The following is a 15,848-nucleotide window of genomic DNA, read 5'->3' as shown; positions in this document are numbered from 1 at the left end:
CTCAGGTATTCCACTTCTGTGTTGCATCGATTTAAAAGGGAACAGCCATTTCTACATCAATGCGCCTTGAATTAAAAAACCTGAGAGACTCTGAACTGATCAGATATTTAATGAGATTGGTATTAAGTGCTACACATGCTTTTTAGGCATAAAAAAACCAGCCCAAAGGCTGGTTTGAGTATAACCGAATAGATTATCCTGTTACACGTAACTCATCGACTACATCTTTTACGTCATCGGTGTTTTTAGCGATGGCTAAGGCTAAATCACGTTCTGCATCACTCGACACTGTGCCTTTTAATGTCACTACGCCATTAGCGACATCGACGTTAATATCGGAACCTGACACGTCAGCAGAGAATAATAATCGGGTTTTCACTACGGTAGCAACTTTCGAATCTGTGAGTGAGTCACTTAAATCCTTGCTGTCTTCATCACTGTACTGCTTCATCACCGAAAGCTCATTGTTAACGTCTTTCACGCCATCTAAGCTTCTAATTAACTCTCCAGCAAGTGACTTATCAACACTGCTGTTAACTTTACCTGTTAGGGTCACGTTGCCATCATGCACGTCGGTATTAATATCAAATGAGTTCAGATTTGCATTTAACAAAAGTGTGGTTTCAGCTTTACCATCGATCCACGCATCTTTTGCATCATCTTGCCAATCTTGTGCTGCATTTGCACCGAATGCCATTGAACCTAACATAATGCTCATTACTACAGATAATGTGGTCTTGTTCATAAAGTTTTCCTCCGTTGTTAATCTCAAGGAATACAATGCGTGAACCATGCCAATTATTATAAGTATCTGTTAATAATGAATTAACAAGTATTCATGGTTATTTTCATCTTACTGATAGATGATAATATCGGACTTTTTTACCGACGCTAGGTAAATTTTTCATCGTTGCGATGAGAATTAATGACTCTTAATTGCATTCGCGGAATAGCCTGCTCTAGCATTAAATGACCCCTCCAGAGAATGAACAGATAGCTAATGCCGTAGGCAAAAAAACTATTATGCTGCCAGTCAGGTAAACACACGCTAGTCACAAATTAACATCCATTAAAACACGCTGTTTGTGTCGCCGATGGCTAAGTATGAGCAACGGAGAGGTTTTTCATGGTGTCACAGCTCATTTGCAGCCAAGCAATACCCTCGGCAAGTTGGCTAGCAACACGCTGGTTTTTAGTTTTTCTAGCCGTTTGCTTTAAATGAGCCAAGACCTGTTGTTCGGTTTCAACCAATACCGCTATCGCTTGGGGTAACGGCTTATGCTGTATAACCTGCTCAGCCTTAGCATAGTGTCGATGTGAGGATTGTTGATGATAAGTTTGACTGTCTATCGGCCTTGCTTGGCTTGAACGCACCACGCTAAACAATGGTGTTAAACGATCCAGCATGCATTTTCGAATGTCGGCCATGTGGATAAAAATTCGTTTGATGTTGTAATCGTCGGTCCCCAATGTGGCTTGGACATAAAATTGTTGTCCTTCCTGGCATAAATCAATAGCCTCATGCAATAGCCATACATCGGACTCAGCCTGTTCGTCTCGAGTAAATGATTTCAATGTAAATCCTCCTGCATTCGATAATTTTACTGGCACTTTGTTGGATGGGTTGTGTAACATATACGGGTACAGCACACCTTATTAAGCAAAAGCTAAACCATGAACACCCCATGTACATGGGCAAAAATTAATTAACCTTCTAATAGTTAAAGTTATTATAATTTGTCCGGGTCTGAGTTAATTACCTAATTACACGGAATGATCACTGGTGATTGTCAACACGACATCACTGGTAAACATTAGACTTAACACCACAGGGAGTGAATCGGTATGCCACGTCCAACACTTTTTTATCATCTACACCGTCGTCAAGAAGGTGAAGCACGACTCCTTGCCTTACCGAGTTGCCAACACTTTAATAAGATTGCTAGTTCAGTTGACCAGCCCTGGTTAGACCAACTGCACAGTAACTCGATAGATGTTGCGATCATTGAATTATCGCAATTAAGCCAACTAGAATACGCAGAGTTAACTGACAGTGCGTTAATGTCTGATATTGAGTTCATCTTCTTAAGCGAAGGTAAACCGAATCCTAACTTAGATTACTTAATGTCAAAAAGCGCTGGTTATCATTTTCGTCAGCCTTACGATGCCGACGCAATCAACGACACCTTAGAAGACTTTGCCCAAGACTTGCAGTCACAATCGACAAAACAACAACAGCCATTTTCTAGTGAACTAGACCAATACGGTTTGTTGGTTGGCTCATCGCGGGCAATGCACAAGTTGTATCGTACTATTCGTAAAGTTGCCGTAACCGAAAGCAACGTACTTATTGTCGGTGAAAGCGGTGCGGGTAAAGAGCTTGTAGCCAACACCATTCACCTGGCCAGTCACCGAATCAACCAACCATTTATCGCCATTAACTGTGGTGCATTAAGCCCTGAACTGGTCGACAGTGAGCTGTTTGGCCATGTAAAAGGCGCTTTTACCGGTGCTCATCGTGATCACCGTGGTGTATTCGAGCAAGCAGAAGGCGGTACCTTATTTCTTGATGAAGTCACCGAAATGCCGCTAGAACATCAAGTAAAATTGTTACGCGTACTCGAAAACAATGAATATCGCTCTGTCGGCTCACAACAGCTTAAAAAAGCCAATGTTCGCATTGTTGCTGCCACCAATCGCGATCCAGCTGACGCTATTGATGCTGGGCGTTTCCGCGAAGATTTATATTTTCGTTTAGCGCATTTCCCTATCCTAGTGCCACCATTACGCGATCGTAGCAATGACATCAGTGGCCTAGCACAACATTTTTTAGCCTACCGAAATACTGCTGAAAAACTGACTAAAACCTTTTCAGATGATGCGATTAAACTTATCCAACAACAAAAATGGCCCGGAAATGTTCGCGAACTAAAACACGCAATAGAACGTGCATATATTTTGGCAGAAGATACTATTTTACCAAGTCATATCACGGTGACACCTCTGGAACCATCAACTGAGCCTTTAGCTGACGACGTACAAATACCTGCTGGTATGCGCTTAGATGAACTTGAAAAAGTAGCTATTTATCAAGCGCTCGACAACTCATTGGGCAATAAAAATGATACTGCCAAACAGCTCGGTATTAGCGTCAAAACCCTTTACAACAAACTCAGTAAATACGAAGACCAAACCGGTTCAGACGAACCATAGCGTCATTAAACGCCCATTCATTAAACGTGTTTGCTCGCTTCTGGCACAAGCACATTTAATGACCTGGGTTTGACTTTAATACACAAATCTTCTGATTCAAATAACTCACCATCGATCACATATTGGCAAGACGAATCTGTGTTTAAGTAGATTTTTTTTGCTTGCTCATGATGAATTTGACTCTGTTGATTATCTTCACGTTCTCCAGTTAAGCCTGCAAATAGCAACTCGGTCATACTCAATAACTGTTGTGGCGATGTCTCACTCGATTCAATCCAGGTAATATCTAACAAGCCATCGGTAATATTGGGCTCGCCATTACCTAGTGCTAACAAGCTGGTAAATGGCGCAGCATTGGCTATCACTAGGCTAGTGGTGTTAATCACTTTAATATCGCCACCATCGATCTGCACTCTTATCGACAATGGCTGGTTTTCGCCTACCGCCTCCCACAAACCATTAAGGTAGGCTAATTGTCCTAGGGCATCTTTTTGGTCACGGTCAGCCTTCGCTATCATTTTTTGTTCAAAGCCTAGCCCCACCAGCAACAACATCAACTCATCATTACATGTAGCAGTATCAACACGTTGTGAATAACCTTGAATCAAAATATCAAGCGCTTGCGATACCGGCACCAATTTACTGGCGGCGCCAAACAAAGTATGACTTAGTGCATTGGTGGTTCCCATCGGAATAATACCTAAGAAAATATCGGTATCAACAATCACTGATGCCACCTCGTTAACCGTACCATCGCCACCACAGGCAACTATAATATCTGCGCCCTTTTGTTTAGCTTGTTTGGCTAATTGCACTGCAGACTTATCTTTGGCGGTATACAGCACTTCAAGCTGAAAGTAATCCGTCAAGGTTTGGGTAATATGGTCTGCTTCATCATGCCATTTACCACCACCAGACACTGGGTTAACAATCAACCAAGCACGTTTGTGAATATTAATTTGTTGCTGACTATGCATTTTTTCTATAGCGGCCAACTGCCATTTATTTAACCGTGCCGTTTGGCGGATACTATTGATGGATTTAAGCACATCATTAACATTACGATTTCTCTCACGGCAGACTAAATAAGCCGCTAATACCAACACCGAACGCCCCCGGCCTAGCGCGCAATGCACTACTACATTTTTACCATTACTGACTTGAGTGTGTAACCAATTAATGGCTTGATTTAACTGCGCGACAGTCGGTACGCTGTGATCTAATATGGGAATATTTAAATAGCCAATATTTTCATCAAACAAGGTCCACTCTAATGCGTCAAATTCGGCAGTAACATCCAAAATTGCATCAATTTTTTCATGCTTAAGTCGGTCAATATCACTGGGAAACAATCGGCAGGCTAAATACAACTGCTTATCTATTTTTTGGATTACGGGCACTTTGTCGTGCTTTCTTGCCCAGGCGTTATACAGCTGGCACCCCATTAAAAAGGGAACAAAACTCCAACTTATATACCAAGGAATGCTGCCATCTTGGCTTTTTCGGAAAATGCCTGCGCTATTAAACCAATAAGCTGAACTCACCAGCCCTAAAGATAATGCAATCCAAGCAAAAATAACCTTAAGTAACACATAAGGAAGCGCCACACATAAGCACAAAGCCAATAATGCGCCAACAGTATAGTAATATTTAATATGAATACGGGTTAGCATTGTGGTCCTCCTGTTGTAAAAAAAGCAGCACATGTGTGCTGCTTAGGCTAATACTTATCTTAATAACTATCTGGTCATTACGTCGCTGTCAGTCAAACATTCAACTTCGACTTACATTGGTTTAAATGGAGTTACTCTACCTAGAACAATGCATTTTGAGTTGTAAAACTTAACGACTTAAACAAATAAAATAGTTAATGTGATTGGTATAATGCTTAGCAGTCTGGATCTTCTGCTTTCATACCTTCTTTAACATCTTCACATGTATCTTCAACTGCATTACCGGCATCTTGGATCATTTCATCCACTTTCTCACCTGCATTTTCAGCTTTGTTATCTGAACATGCTGATAAACCGGCCGTTAAAAACACCATTAAACTTGCCATTGTCAGTAGTTTTAATAAATTCATATTCATCTCCTGGATGATGGTTGTAATCGTATAAACTTGTTTAAGCAGCTTCAACTTGGATTAAGGTAAGGGGTTAATACTATCCTCGGGGAGCTTTGCCTCTAATCGCATTGGCTACTAACGAAATCACTAGCAACACAATAAAAATAAAGAAAATAATTTTCGCGATGCCTGCTGCTGCACCTGCAATACCGGTAAACCCCAATAGACCCGCTATAACGGCTATCACTAAAAACATTAATGTCCAGCCCAACATAAAAACCTCCTTGGTGTACGGTTTACATTGTGATGTGCGTTGAATTTACGCTGACGATTGATACAAATATCTTATCTCTATCGTAAAAATTAACGATTCACACCACGACTATGAATTAGTTAAAGCCAGCATCATGCCAACTTTTAAAAAAAGCCATAAGACCATGATTTTTATGGTTTTAAAATTTAAAGTAAGAAAGTCAATAATGAGAAAGCCATAGATGAGCAGGCAATTTTTACCGATGATACGGTAAGAGTTTCAGGCTATCACGGTTAGATAACGAAATATCGATGTGTAAACAAAAATGCATCTAGCGGCTGTAATGGCTTACCTTTTATGAGGCAACTTAAGTGAAATTAAGGCAGCAAGAGCTATAAAACCACTCGATATCCATAAACAAGCTTCTAAGCCATAGGCTTGATAGACCCAACCTGACAGTATCGTTCCAATCAACCTTCCCATGGCATTGGCCATATAGTAAAAGCCCACATCCAGTGACACGCCATCACTGCCAGCATAGCTAACAATTAAGTAGCTATGCAGTGATGAGTTAATCGCAAACACCGCGCCAAACATTAATAAACCGATGACGACACTTTCTAGCACATAAAAATCGGCATGTAGTGCGACTGCAATTGCGGCAGGAATGAGTAGTAAATAAGTTGCCCATGTAAAAGCAGCTCGGCCGCTCGGCACTTTTCCCTGTCGTTTACCGGTGAAATAAGGTGCAATGGATTGCACCACACCATAACCAATCACCCAGCTAGCCATAAAGCTACCAACCCACCAATGATCCCAGCCAAAAGTTGTGGCTAAAAATACCGGTAATGCCACCACAAACCATACATCTCTGGCGCCAAACAAAAACATCCGCGCCGCCGAAAGGATGTTAATCGACTGACTTTTAGAAAAAATATCTTTGAATTTGGGTTTGTTTTTCGCTTTGCCTAAATCATCTTTTAAGGTCACTAAACTACATAACCATACAATGCCTAATAACGTGGCCATTAAAATAATGGCGCCTGTAAACCCTAGGCCTGTGAGTAACACACCACCTAAAAAGAATCCCACTCCTTTTAAGGCATTTTTAGAGCCCGTTAACAACGCAACCCATTGGTAAAGCTTACCTTCTGCATCTACTGGCACTAAGGTTTTAATGGCACTTTTGGCGCTCATTTTATTCAAATCTTTGGCGATGCCCGACAGCGCCTGTGCCGCCATAACATAGACGACAGTCAACATTTCTGTGGATACGGTAAGCATAGCTAACGCCACTATTTGCAGGCCTAGGCCAATGTTCATGGTGTTATTTAGGCCAAGCCTTGCACCTAACCAACCACCAACAAGATTAGTCACGACACCAAATATCTCATAAAACAAAAACAACATCGCAATATTTAACGGGCTGTAACCCAATTGGTGGAAATACAACACCACCAGCATACGCAAAGCGCCATCGGTTAAGGTAAATGCCCAGTAATTACCGGTAATCAATAAGTACTGTTTTATCGATGGTGATAAGGTACGCAATGTATCCAGCCCCATGAAGCTTATTCCTTATCTGCTAAGCCGACTTTACGTGCGAGCTCAGCGGTACGATTAGCGTATCCCCACTCGTTGTCGTACCACACATACAGTTTCACTTGGGTGTCATTCACCACCATGGTCGACAACGCATCGATAATGCTTGAGCGCGGGTCGGTTTTATAATCAACCGACACTAATGGGCGCTCTTCATAGCCCATAATGCCTTTCAGTTCTTTATCAGCAGCTTGCTTCAATAGTTGGTTTACTTCTTCAACCGTTGTTCCACGAGCCACTTCAAATACACAATCGGTGAGCGACGCATTAGCTAACGGCACCCGTATCGCATGACCATTTAACTTACCTTTTAACTCTGGGAAAATATGGGTAATCGCGGTAGCCGAACCAGTGGTAGTGGGTATCAAACTAATGCCACACGCACGGGCGCGGCGTAAGTCTTGATGCGGTGCATCCAGAATAGTTTGAGTATTGGTAATATCGTGGATCGTAGTCATTGAGCCATGCTTAATACCTATCTTTTCATGAATCACTTTTACTACTGGTGCTAAACAGTTGGTGGTACAAGAAGCTGCGGTCACGATGGGATGGATGGCTTTGTCGTATAAATCATCGTTAACGCCCATTACAATATTGAGCACGCCGTCTTCTTTTACTGGCGCAGTCACCACAACCCGTTTTACACCTTGATCTAAGTAAACTTGTAGCAAGGCTTTGGTTTTTATCTTGCCAGAGGCCTCAATCACCACATCACATTTTGACCAGTCAGTGTCTTGGGTAGCGACATTACGGCTGCAAGGAATAGCTTTACCGTTAATCACAATGGCATCACCATTATGGGTCGCCTCATGATGCCAACGACCATGGACTGAATCAAAGGTCATTAAGTGCGCCAGCGTGGCTGCATCACCAGCAGGATCGTTAATATGCACAATTTCAACATCGTCCCAATCATATGCCGCGCGCATTGATAAACGTCCCATACGGCCAAAACCGTTAATACCTATTTTTATCGTCATAATGGTGTCCTGAGCTTGCTCTCATTGTTAAGTTATCGTTTCAAAGGTTAATCACTACATGCTAACCATTAAATGCATCAAAATATTCACGCTGAACCGGATGAACTAGCGCCTTGGGCCGCAATGCTTGTACTGCATTAATGACTTTATCTTTAGGCCAGCCTAAGCTGACTAATATCAGACCAATCACCAATCCAGTGCGGCCGGAACCGCCTTTGCAATGCACTGCAATAATGCCTTGGTTATTTAACAATTCAATAATCTGGGTTTTATGGGCTAACCACTGGGTTTCAAACTCTTGCCTTGGCGCGGCATCGTCAGCAATGGGCAATTGCACCCATGTAATGGCTTGTTTGGTACATTCTGCAGGTAAATATTCTGCTGCATTGCGTACGATTTCATCATCGAACATCAAGGTGACTAGCATTTTTGTACCTGCCGCCTTCAATGTAGCAACTGACGCAGATACAGCTTCATCTTTGGTACCAGGGCACGGAGTAAAAATCAGTTTGGCGCCATTATCTAACGTTAAAACATCATAAGGATGAGGTTGCATGGTTAACTCCAAAAAGTAACTTTAAAAACGCTTTCAACAAATTGGCTCATAAAACTGAACTCACAAAGCGACTAAATCAGTGATTAAACCAATGTTGAGTTCGATTAATAATGGCTACTAGCGATAACATCACCGGCACTTCAACTAATACCCCAACCACTGTAGCCAACGCGGCTCCTGAGTGCAGCCCAAATAGCGATATCGCCACGGCCACCGCCAGTTCAAAAAAGTTAGAGGTGCCAATTAAACAAGCTGGAGCGGCAATGTTATGGGATAATTTCAGCCATTTAGCTGCTATATACGCAATAATAAAAATACCGTAAGTTTGAATAATCAAAGGCACAGCTATCAAGCCAATGGTTTGCGGATCAGACACAATGACTTCAGCTTGAAAACCAAACAACAACACCACAGTGGCCAGTAAGCCGATAATCGACCATGGTTTTAAGGTAGCCAAAAATGAGTTAACTGCGGCTAATCCATGGCGGCGGTTAAGCAAGTAACGTGTTGTCACTCCGGCCAATAGCGGTAACAACACATACAGTAATACCGAAATAAGCAAGGTTTCCCATGGCACCTGAATATCGCTCACGCCCAGTAATAATGCGGTAATTGGCGCAAAGGCAAAAATCATAATCACATCATTAACCGACACTTGCACCAAGGTGTAGTTCGCATCTCCTTTGGTTAGTTGTGACCACACAAAAACCATCGCAGTACATGGCGCAACACCTAATAAAATCATCCCTGCGATATACTCTTGTGCAGATGCAGGGTCGACCAAATCGGCAAACAACACCTTAAAAAACAACCATCCTAATGCCGCCATGGTAAAGGGTTTAATTAACCAATTAATAACCACGGTCAGCAATAATCCTTTGGGATTTTTACCCACATCTTTCATTGCCGAAAAGTCAATTTGCACCATCATGGGGTAAATCATCACCCAAATAAATACCGCAACAACCAAGTTAACGTGGGCGATTTCAAGGTTTGCTATAGCTTGAAAGATATCTGGCTGCCATAAACCTAACAACACTCCGGCCAACATACTTAAACCAACCCATACCGATAAAAACCGTTCAAACATGCCCATAACAAGACTCCAAACAATGAGGGTACAACACAAAAATATTAATAATATTTTTTACAACACAGCATTAACGACAAAAACTCACCTTGTTCGGTCTATTTTGCATAATGTCTAACCGCTCTAATGGCGACATAATCAACCCAAGGTTGTTTTCAGTGGTTTCTGCTATTACTGATTTAGCCCATTGAGGTAAGTTAGGATTGATGCGATAAAACACCCACTGACCGTGTTTTCTGTCGCTAATAATCGCAGCCTTTTTTAACAAGGCTAAATTGCGCGATACTTTTGGTTGGCTTTCTTCATTCAGCGCTTCCATCAGCTCGCACACACACAATTCACCGTGGTAATGGGTCAGCATTAAGCTTTTTAGGCGAATGTCATCGGTAAGGCATTTATAAAATGTAATGGGATCGAAATCGATTAATCGTTCTGGGGCAGATTGATTGCGATCTTCGATTTTTGTCTCGATGATAATCTCATTCGAGGCCTTGGAAGTGACTTTATTTTCCACCCGCAAAAACATCGACAAACGATTGTTAAGCTCGGTCATGGTGCTTGAAAATGGATGATTACCTGTACGGGTTTTAGGATCAGGGAAATCCCATGCCAATTGTTTACCTGCACCAGGGTAACTACGACATTCATTATTAGCTTTTTCGCAAAGGGTAATAACATAATCGAAGTCTTTGCCAGCAAAAGTCTGCAAGTGCTTAGACACTAAATCACCCGCATAAATACCAAAGCGAGTAATAGCCTCAATAGTTCGAACATCGACTTGTTCTGGCGATGTTCCGGCACTGAACACATCAAATTGATCAGCCGCTTTATTGCGTAACAACGCCTCAGCCATTTGCGAACGCGCCGAATTGCCAGTACATAGAAACAACACAGTTTTCTTTTTCATAACGGATAAACAAGAATTAAAAATATACGACCAAGTGTATATATGATTATTTATATATACAAGTAGAGATACAAAAAAACCGACTCAATATGAATTGATCGGCTTAAAGGATTAATGATATTAAAAGCGTCTTGGCGCGCTCATTTAAATATGCCCTTTTTGCTGCCACCAATTTACGTTAATGGTCAATTTGGAGAGCCTATTACATAACAATCAAACCATTTCCGAAGGTAAGGGTTTACTATACAAATAACCTTGTAAATTAGTACACCCCATAGCCTTAAGTAACTCATGCTGCTCTATGAATTCGACTCCTTCAGCTATCGTACTGAGTTCTAAATTAAGTGCTAACTGCACAATTGTGCGAGCAATAGCGGCATCTTTTTGATTACTCACAATGCCATCTACAAACGATTTATCTATTTTCAATGTATCAATGGGAAAGCTCTTTAAGTAATTTAATGAAGAGTAGCCGGTTCCAAAATCATCAATGGCTAACTTCACACCTAGTTTTTTTAACATAAACAGCAAGGCAATCGCCTCATCGACGTTACTGATGATGGCTGATTCTGTAATTTCAAGCTCGAGTAAGCTTGGTGGTAAACCGGTTTCAACAAGTGCACTTTTAACGTGGTCAAAAATATTTGCATGGTTGAATTGCAATGCCGATAGATTAACAGCCATGCGCTGAAAATTCGCATCTGCAATGTGTATTTTCTTCGCTTTGTTACAAGCTTCAAGCAAAGCCCATTCTCCAATAGGGATAATCAAGCCGCTACTTTCAGCAATCGCGAGAAAATCTATCGGCGCTAACAAGCCTCTTGTTGGATGATTCCAACGTAGCAATGCTTCGTACCCAATAATATTGCCATTCACAGAGTCAACTTGTGGCTGATAATACAACATAAGTTGATTGCCTAATCTTACCGCTTCACGTAGTTCAGCTTCTATTTGAAGCCGATCCATTAACGACTTATGCATATCATGAGAAAACAATTGATAACCGTTTTTGCCGTTATTTTTCACTTCGTACATGGCTGTGTCTGCATGCTGCAACAAAATATCGCCGGTGGCGCCGTCATCAGGATAAAACGAAATACCTATGCTGGCCGAAATAAACGTTTGCTGTCCCTGAATAATATAGGGCTTAGAGAGTGCATCTAGCACTCGCTGAGCAATAACCGCTACATTATCGAACACTTCTAGTTCACATAAAAGTAGGGTGAATTCGTCCCCGCCCAAACGGGCAAGGTGTTCATTTTCATAATCTCCCCGACTCCCCACACTGAGCTCATCTGACATGCGTACCGAGTTTTTAATACGTGTGGCTGCTTCGCATAACAATTCATCTCCCGCTTTATGCCCCAACGTATCGTTTATTCTTTTGAAATGATCTAAATCAATGAACAACAATGCTAATTTGGTTGTGTGACGCTTAGCTAGAGCAATCGCAGAGTCCAACTGCAACAAAAACTTACGTCTGTTCGGCAGGTCCGTTAAGGTATCGTAATAGGCATAATACGCGATTTCTTGCTCTGACTTTTTCCGACTAGAAATATCATGCAAAGTGCCATTAATCCGTGGTTCGCCAAAATCGTAAGTGATATCGGTTCTATCATGCAGGGTAATCACCTCTCCACTACCATGTAACACACGATATTCAATATCATACGACTGCCTGGTTTTTAAGGCTGTTTTAACGGTTAGCTTTAAGAATTCTCGGTCATCTGGGTGGATGATTTCTAACAATTTGGAGAACGTAATATCAATCTCTTGAGGTTGCATACCCAGCATGCGATACACCTCATCAGAGCAGTCTAACTTACTGGATTTGAAGTCCCATTCCCACGAGCCCAAGTGAGCAATACTTTGTGCTCTGGCGAGTTTGTTTTTACTCTTAGTTAACTCTTTGATTGTTTTATTAGCTTTCAGCACATAGTGAATGCGGTGACTCAGCAGCGGCCACTTAACCGGTTTAGTCATGAAGTCTGTTGCACCTACATCAAAGGCCTTTTGAATATCTTGCGGCTGATCTAGTGCTGTCACCATAATAATGGCGACATTATCCCCTTCAGGTAATGAACGGATCATTGAACAGCATTCAAAACCATCCATGTTATCCATCGACACATCGAGTAATATTAAATCTGGAGAGTGCTCAGAAAAAAGCTGTATCGCCTCTTCACCACTACTCGCCTCAATAATACTACCCACTGACTGGTTTAATGCTCGACGCATCAGAATCCGAATGACAGGGTCATCATCAACGATTAGCACCACATCTTGAAGTGTATTTAATAACATTAAACAAACCTCGCTAACTTTAGCAATATTGCCTCTTTCGTTTGTTCAAACACGGGCAATAATGTGTCTGCGAGATGATTGGCATCGCTCAAGTCACCACAACGTGCAAACAACTCTATTTGGCTCGCTAACATTTGAATTTTTATCGCCCCGACATTGGCCGAACTGGACTTTAAAGAGTGTGCAGATTTAAAGACTTGGTCGGCATTATTGTCGACTACGCCTTCTATAATATTTTTAATTAACTCAGGTGCATTTTGTAAGTACAAATCCACTATGCTGTTAACAAGATCGTACGAGTCATCTGGCGAAATTTGTTGAATGTCATCAAGCGGTCCATCAACAAATACTAACGACGCCTCGTCCTGAGTATCTTCGACAACCTCGGAAAGACTCGCAGGTTCAAACACCCATTTATTCATACATTCAGATAGGTTCTGGCGGGTAAAAGGTTTTAACAACGTGTCTTTAGCGCCAGCATTACGGAATAGCCTTTTAACACTTGGTTGGATATCTGCAGTAAGTGCGATGATAGGGGTTTCATTATTAATACCATTCTGACCTAACTCAGTGATTGCTTTAGTTGCAACTATTCCATCAGCTATTGGCATATGATAATCCATAAAGATTAAATCAAACTTTTTCTCGCTCGCTCGGACAATGGCTTCTTGGCCATTATTAACAATTTCACACTGATGCCCCAAAGACGCTAGCAGACTCTTTACCACCAGCTGATTGACCACATTATCTTCAGCAACAAGCACGGTTGTTGATCGATACGTTGCCTGAACACTCTTATCCGGTTCAACTACTGCAGGAGAAGCGATGAATGAGTTGTCTTGTGGTACAAGTGGAATGCTAAACCAGAAGTTGCTGCCTTCATTTAAGGTGCTTTCTACACCGTAACGGCCATTCATCAATACGACGAGTTGTTGGCAAATGGCTAAACCAAGGCCGGTTCCGCCAAACTCGCGGGTAATAGAGTTATCAGCCTGCATAAAGGGGGTAAATATACTCTCTAGTTTAGCTGTCGCAATGCCAATACCGGTATCTTTAACTGTAAACGTAATAAAGGTATCTGAAGCCTCCATGTGCTCGCTTATCTGTACCGAAATAGCGCCTTGGTGTGTAAACTTTATAGCGTTTGAGACAAAGTTATTAATAATTTGTCGCACTCTGACGGAGTCACCCAAATAGTTTTCGTGGATCAATGGCGATATGAACACGTCAAAATTAAGGCCTTTTTTCTCTGCCGACACTTTATGAGAATGGCATGCAGAAGTGACAAGATCGGGCAAATTAAATTCTTTAATGTCTAAATCCATTTTATTGGCATCTGCTTTCGAGAAATCGAGCACTTCATTCAACAGCACCAGCAATGTTTGTGCTGAGTCGTTGATCATTTGAACCGTGTTGGACACATTTTTATTTAATTTAAAAGAGGTCAGTAGATCTGAAAAACCAACAATGCCATTGAGTGGCGTTCTAATTTCATGGCTCATTACCGCTAAAAACTCAGATTTGGCCTGGCTGGCTTTTTTGGCAATCTCAAGGGTTTGTTGTAATTCAAACGTGCGCTCTGATACTCGATTTTCTAATTCATGGTTAATGGTTTCTAATTGTCTACCTCGGGCATCAACCTCGCCGATCATCACATTAAAGCTGTGCGCCAACTGAGAGAATTCATCATTAGACTTGAGGTTTACGCGTTGCGTATAGTCTTTATTATTTGAGATATGTTCTATCACTTCTAACAGGGTATTAAGTGGCTTGGTGAATAAAGATTGCAACCAAAACATCACCAACAAGCTGGCAAAAATGGCAAAAATGCTGGTGGATAAAACAAGTACTAAATAGTCGTCTAGTTGCTTGGTGAATTCGTTCATATTATCGGTAATATGCAGTAATCCCACCACCTCACCTTCAAATACTAGTGGGGTATATGAATGCACGCCATCTTGATTAAACTGCGTCAGTTTTTTCTTGGAAGAAATAATATTTAATAACGTTTGCTGATCAATACTACTTTGATAAGCCTTATTGCCCTGATAAGTAGCAAATAGACTCCCAGTAGGGTTATATATTGCCGCATGCATAATATCTGGTTGAGCAATAAGTGCAGATAAGGTTTTTTCTGCTGATGTTGGGTCATTAAAAATAACCGCTGACAGGCTATTGCTCGCAACAATATCACTTAACACCGCCAAGCCTTGTTCGGCCTTCTCTTTTGTCACGGCATATTGTTTAGTGATTAATGATGAAGAAATAATAACAATGACAATAATAGCGATCGCTAGCATTGAAAAAATCAACTTTGTTCGGATTGATGCAAAATTTATTATTTTCATCGCTTTACCTCAAGTGCTAATTTCAATACCTGTGAACTGATGTTTAAGCCTGATGCCTCTAACACCTTACTATTAATATTGAAATATAATCGTTTATCCTGCTCGATGATTTCAATCATGCCTCCTTGCACTGCAAACCCCGAGATATCCGAAACCGTTAAAATAGGTTTATTATCGACAGCCAAAAACAAACGACGGGTTAAATCTCTTGAGTTGGTATCAATGAAGACCACATCACATTGTGCGATTGCACTTGTTTCTGAAAGTTGAATGACTGCAATGGATTGACCGGCCAATTTTTTATTAGCCAATTCAATAAAACTGTCACGATATTGATTACCAAAAAAACATATTTTCCACGCCGATTTTTCATGGAGACGCGATTCAGGCCACTGAGTAAATTTAGCAAAGTTATAGGTAAACGCCGCTTTTAAATCAAACGAGTCCTGGGCTATTGATGAACGCGGAAGCAGCACAAATACAATCAATAATGAATACAATATCTGTCGACTCAAATTAGCTTTTTTCAT

The 15,848-nt window shown here is 41.3% G+C and carries 14 protein-coding genes; 1 reads left to right on the top strand and 13 read right to left on the bottom strand.

Going from position 1 to position 15,848, the window contains the following annotated elements; translation table 11 throughout:
- Positions 1–193: 193 nt before the first annotated feature.
- Entirely contained in the window at positions 194–745 is a 552-nt protein-coding gene (locus H5125_RS18440) for a BON domain-containing protein (protein ID WP_182744963.1), read from the bottom strand.
- A 353-nt stretch (positions 746–1,098) separates the two neighbouring features.
- On the bottom strand, positions 1,099–1,575 hold the full coding sequence (locus H5125_RS18435) for a glutamyl-tRNA reductase (RefSeq protein ID WP_182744962.1): 477 nt from the start codon (positions 1,573–1,575) through the stop codon (positions 1,099–1,101).
- Positions 1,576–1,845: 270 nt separating this feature from the next.
- Between H5125_RS18435 and H5125_RS18430 the strand changes: the two genes are divergently transcribed.
- Positions 1,846–3,213, top strand: a complete 1,368-nt coding sequence (locus H5125_RS18430; RefSeq protein ID WP_101088661.1) for a sigma-54-dependent Fis family transcriptional regulator — start codon at positions 1,846–1,848, stop codon at positions 3,211–3,213.
- Positions 3,214–3,233: 20 nt separating this feature from the next.
- Here the strand turns inward: H5125_RS18430 and H5125_RS18425 are convergent, their stop codons facing one another.
- The 11 genes from H5125_RS18425 to H5125_RS18375 form a co-directional block, all read right to left on the bottom strand.
- Entirely contained in the window at positions 3,234–4,886 is a 1,653-nt protein-coding gene (locus H5125_RS18425; RefSeq protein WP_182744961.1) for a diacylglycerol kinase family protein, read from the bottom strand.
- 215 nt (positions 4,887–5,101) lie between these two features.
- Positions 5,102–5,296: a hypothetical protein gene (locus tag H5125_RS18420; RefSeq protein ID WP_182744960.1), complete on the bottom strand. Its 195-nt coding sequence runs from the start codon at positions 5,294–5,296 to the stop codon at positions 5,102–5,104.
- A 79-nt stretch (positions 5,297–5,375) separates the two neighbouring features.
- On the bottom strand, positions 5,376–5,552 hold the full coding sequence (locus H5125_RS18415) for a DUF1328 family protein (RefSeq protein WP_101088664.1): 177 nt from the start codon (positions 5,550–5,552) through the stop codon (positions 5,376–5,378).
- A gap of 327 nt (positions 5,553–5,879) precedes the next feature.
- Positions 5,880–7,097 carry an organoarsenical effux MFS transporter ArsJ gene (gene arsJ / locus H5125_RS18410; RefSeq protein WP_182744959.1) on the bottom strand — a complete coding sequence of 406 codons (1,218 nt, stop codon included), beginning with the start codon at positions 7,095–7,097 and terminating at the stop codon, positions 5,880–5,882.
- A 5-nt stretch (positions 7,098–7,102) separates the two neighbouring features.
- Positions 7,103–8,113, bottom strand: coding sequence for an ArsJ-associated glyceraldehyde-3-phosphate dehydrogenase (locus tag H5125_RS18405; protein ID WP_182744958.1), 1,011 nt, complete (start codon positions 8,111–8,113; stop codon positions 7,103–7,105).
- Positions 8,114–8,174: 61 nt separating this feature from the next.
- Complete coding sequence (locus H5125_RS18400; protein WP_182744957.1) at positions 8,175–8,669, bottom strand: tyrosine-protein phosphatase; 495 nt, start codon at positions 8,667–8,669, stop codon at positions 8,175–8,177.
- Between the two features lie 76 nt (positions 8,670–8,745).
- Positions 8,746–9,765: an ACR3 family arsenite efflux transporter gene (gene arsB / locus H5125_RS18395; RefSeq protein ID WP_162024208.1), complete on the bottom strand. Its 1,020-nt coding sequence runs from the start codon at positions 9,763–9,765 to the stop codon at positions 8,746–8,748.
- Positions 9,766–9,829: 64 nt separating this feature from the next.
- A complete protein-coding gene (locus tag H5125_RS18390) occupies positions 9,830–10,666 on the bottom strand; it encodes a metalloregulator ArsR/SmtB family transcription factor (RefSeq protein WP_182744956.1) in 837 nt (278 codons plus the stop codon).
- A 213-nt stretch (positions 10,667–10,879) separates the two neighbouring features.
- On the bottom strand, positions 10,880–12,970 hold the full coding sequence (locus tag H5125_RS18385) for an EAL domain-containing protein (RefSeq protein WP_182744955.1): 2,091 nt from the start codon (positions 12,968–12,970) through the stop codon (positions 10,880–10,882).
- Positions 12,970–15,318, bottom strand: a complete 2,349-nt coding sequence (locus H5125_RS18380) for an ATP-binding protein (protein WP_162024211.1) — start codon at positions 15,316–15,318, stop codon at positions 12,970–12,972. The genes H5125_RS18385 and H5125_RS18380 overlap by 1 nt, the downstream gene beginning before the upstream one ends.
- The gene (locus tag H5125_RS18375; protein WP_101088672.1) at positions 15,315–15,848 is read right to left on the bottom strand and encodes a YfiR family protein; all 534 of its coding nucleotides are present in this window, start codon (positions 15,846–15,848) and stop codon (positions 15,315–15,317) included. The genes H5125_RS18380 and H5125_RS18375 overlap by 4 nt, the downstream gene beginning before the upstream one ends.

The sequence above is a fragment of the Shewanella sp. SR44-4 genome, assembly GCF_014163715.1.
Lineage (GTDB): Bacteria > Pseudomonadota > Gammaproteobacteria > Enterobacterales > Shewanellaceae > Shewanella.
The sequence above is the reverse complement of the archived record's forward strand: the minus strand, read 5'-3'. Positions and strand labels throughout refer to the sequence as shown.

Bases quoted from the DNA above. Each gene is read 5' to 3' on its own strand.
- H5125_RS18440 (WP_182744963.1), bottom strand. From the start codon at position 745: ATGAACAAGACCACATTATCTGTAGTAATGAGCATTATGTTAGGTTCA.
- H5125_RS18430 (WP_101088661.1), top strand. From the start codon at position 1,846: ATGCCACGTCCAACACTTTTTTATCATCTACACCGTCGTCAAGAAGGT.
- H5125_RS18425 (WP_182744961.1), bottom strand. From the start codon at position 4,886: ATGCTAACCCGTATTCATATTAAATATTACTATACTGTTGGCGCATTA.
- H5125_RS18420 (WP_182744960.1), bottom strand. From the start codon at position 5,296: ATGAATTTATTAAAACTACTGACAATGGCAAGTTTAATGGTGTTTTTA.
- H5125_RS18415 (WP_101088664.1), bottom strand. From the start codon at position 5,552: ATGTTGGGCTGGACATTAATGTTTTTAGTGATAGCCGTTATAGCGGGT.
- arsJ (WP_182744959.1), bottom strand. From the start codon at position 7,097: ATGGGGCTGGATACATTGCGTACCTTATCACCATCGATAAAACAGTAC.
- H5125_RS18405 (WP_182744958.1), bottom strand. From the start codon at position 8,113: ATGACGATAAAAATAGGTATTAACGGTTTTGGCCGTATGGGACGTTTA.
- H5125_RS18400 (WP_182744957.1), bottom strand. From the start codon at position 8,669: ATGCAACCTCATCCTTATGATGTTTTAACGTTAGATAATGGCGCCAAA.
- arsB (WP_162024208.1), bottom strand. From the start codon at position 9,765: ATGGGCATGTTTGAACGGTTTTTATCGGTATGGGTTGGTTTAAGTATG.
- H5125_RS18390 (WP_182744956.1), bottom strand. From the start codon at position 10,666: ATGAAAAAGAAAACTGTGTTGTTTCTATGTACTGGCAATTCGGCGCGT.
- H5125_RS18385 (WP_182744955.1), bottom strand. From the start codon at position 12,970: ATGTTATTAAATACACTTCAAGATGTGGTGCTAATCGTTGATGATGAC.
- H5125_RS18380 (WP_162024211.1), bottom strand. From the start codon at position 15,318: ATGAAAATAATAAATTTTGCATCAATCCGAACAAAGTTGATTTTTTCA.
- H5125_RS18375 (WP_101088672.1), bottom strand. From the start codon at position 15,848: ATGAAAAAAGCTAATTTGAGTCGACAGATATTGTATTCATTATTGATT.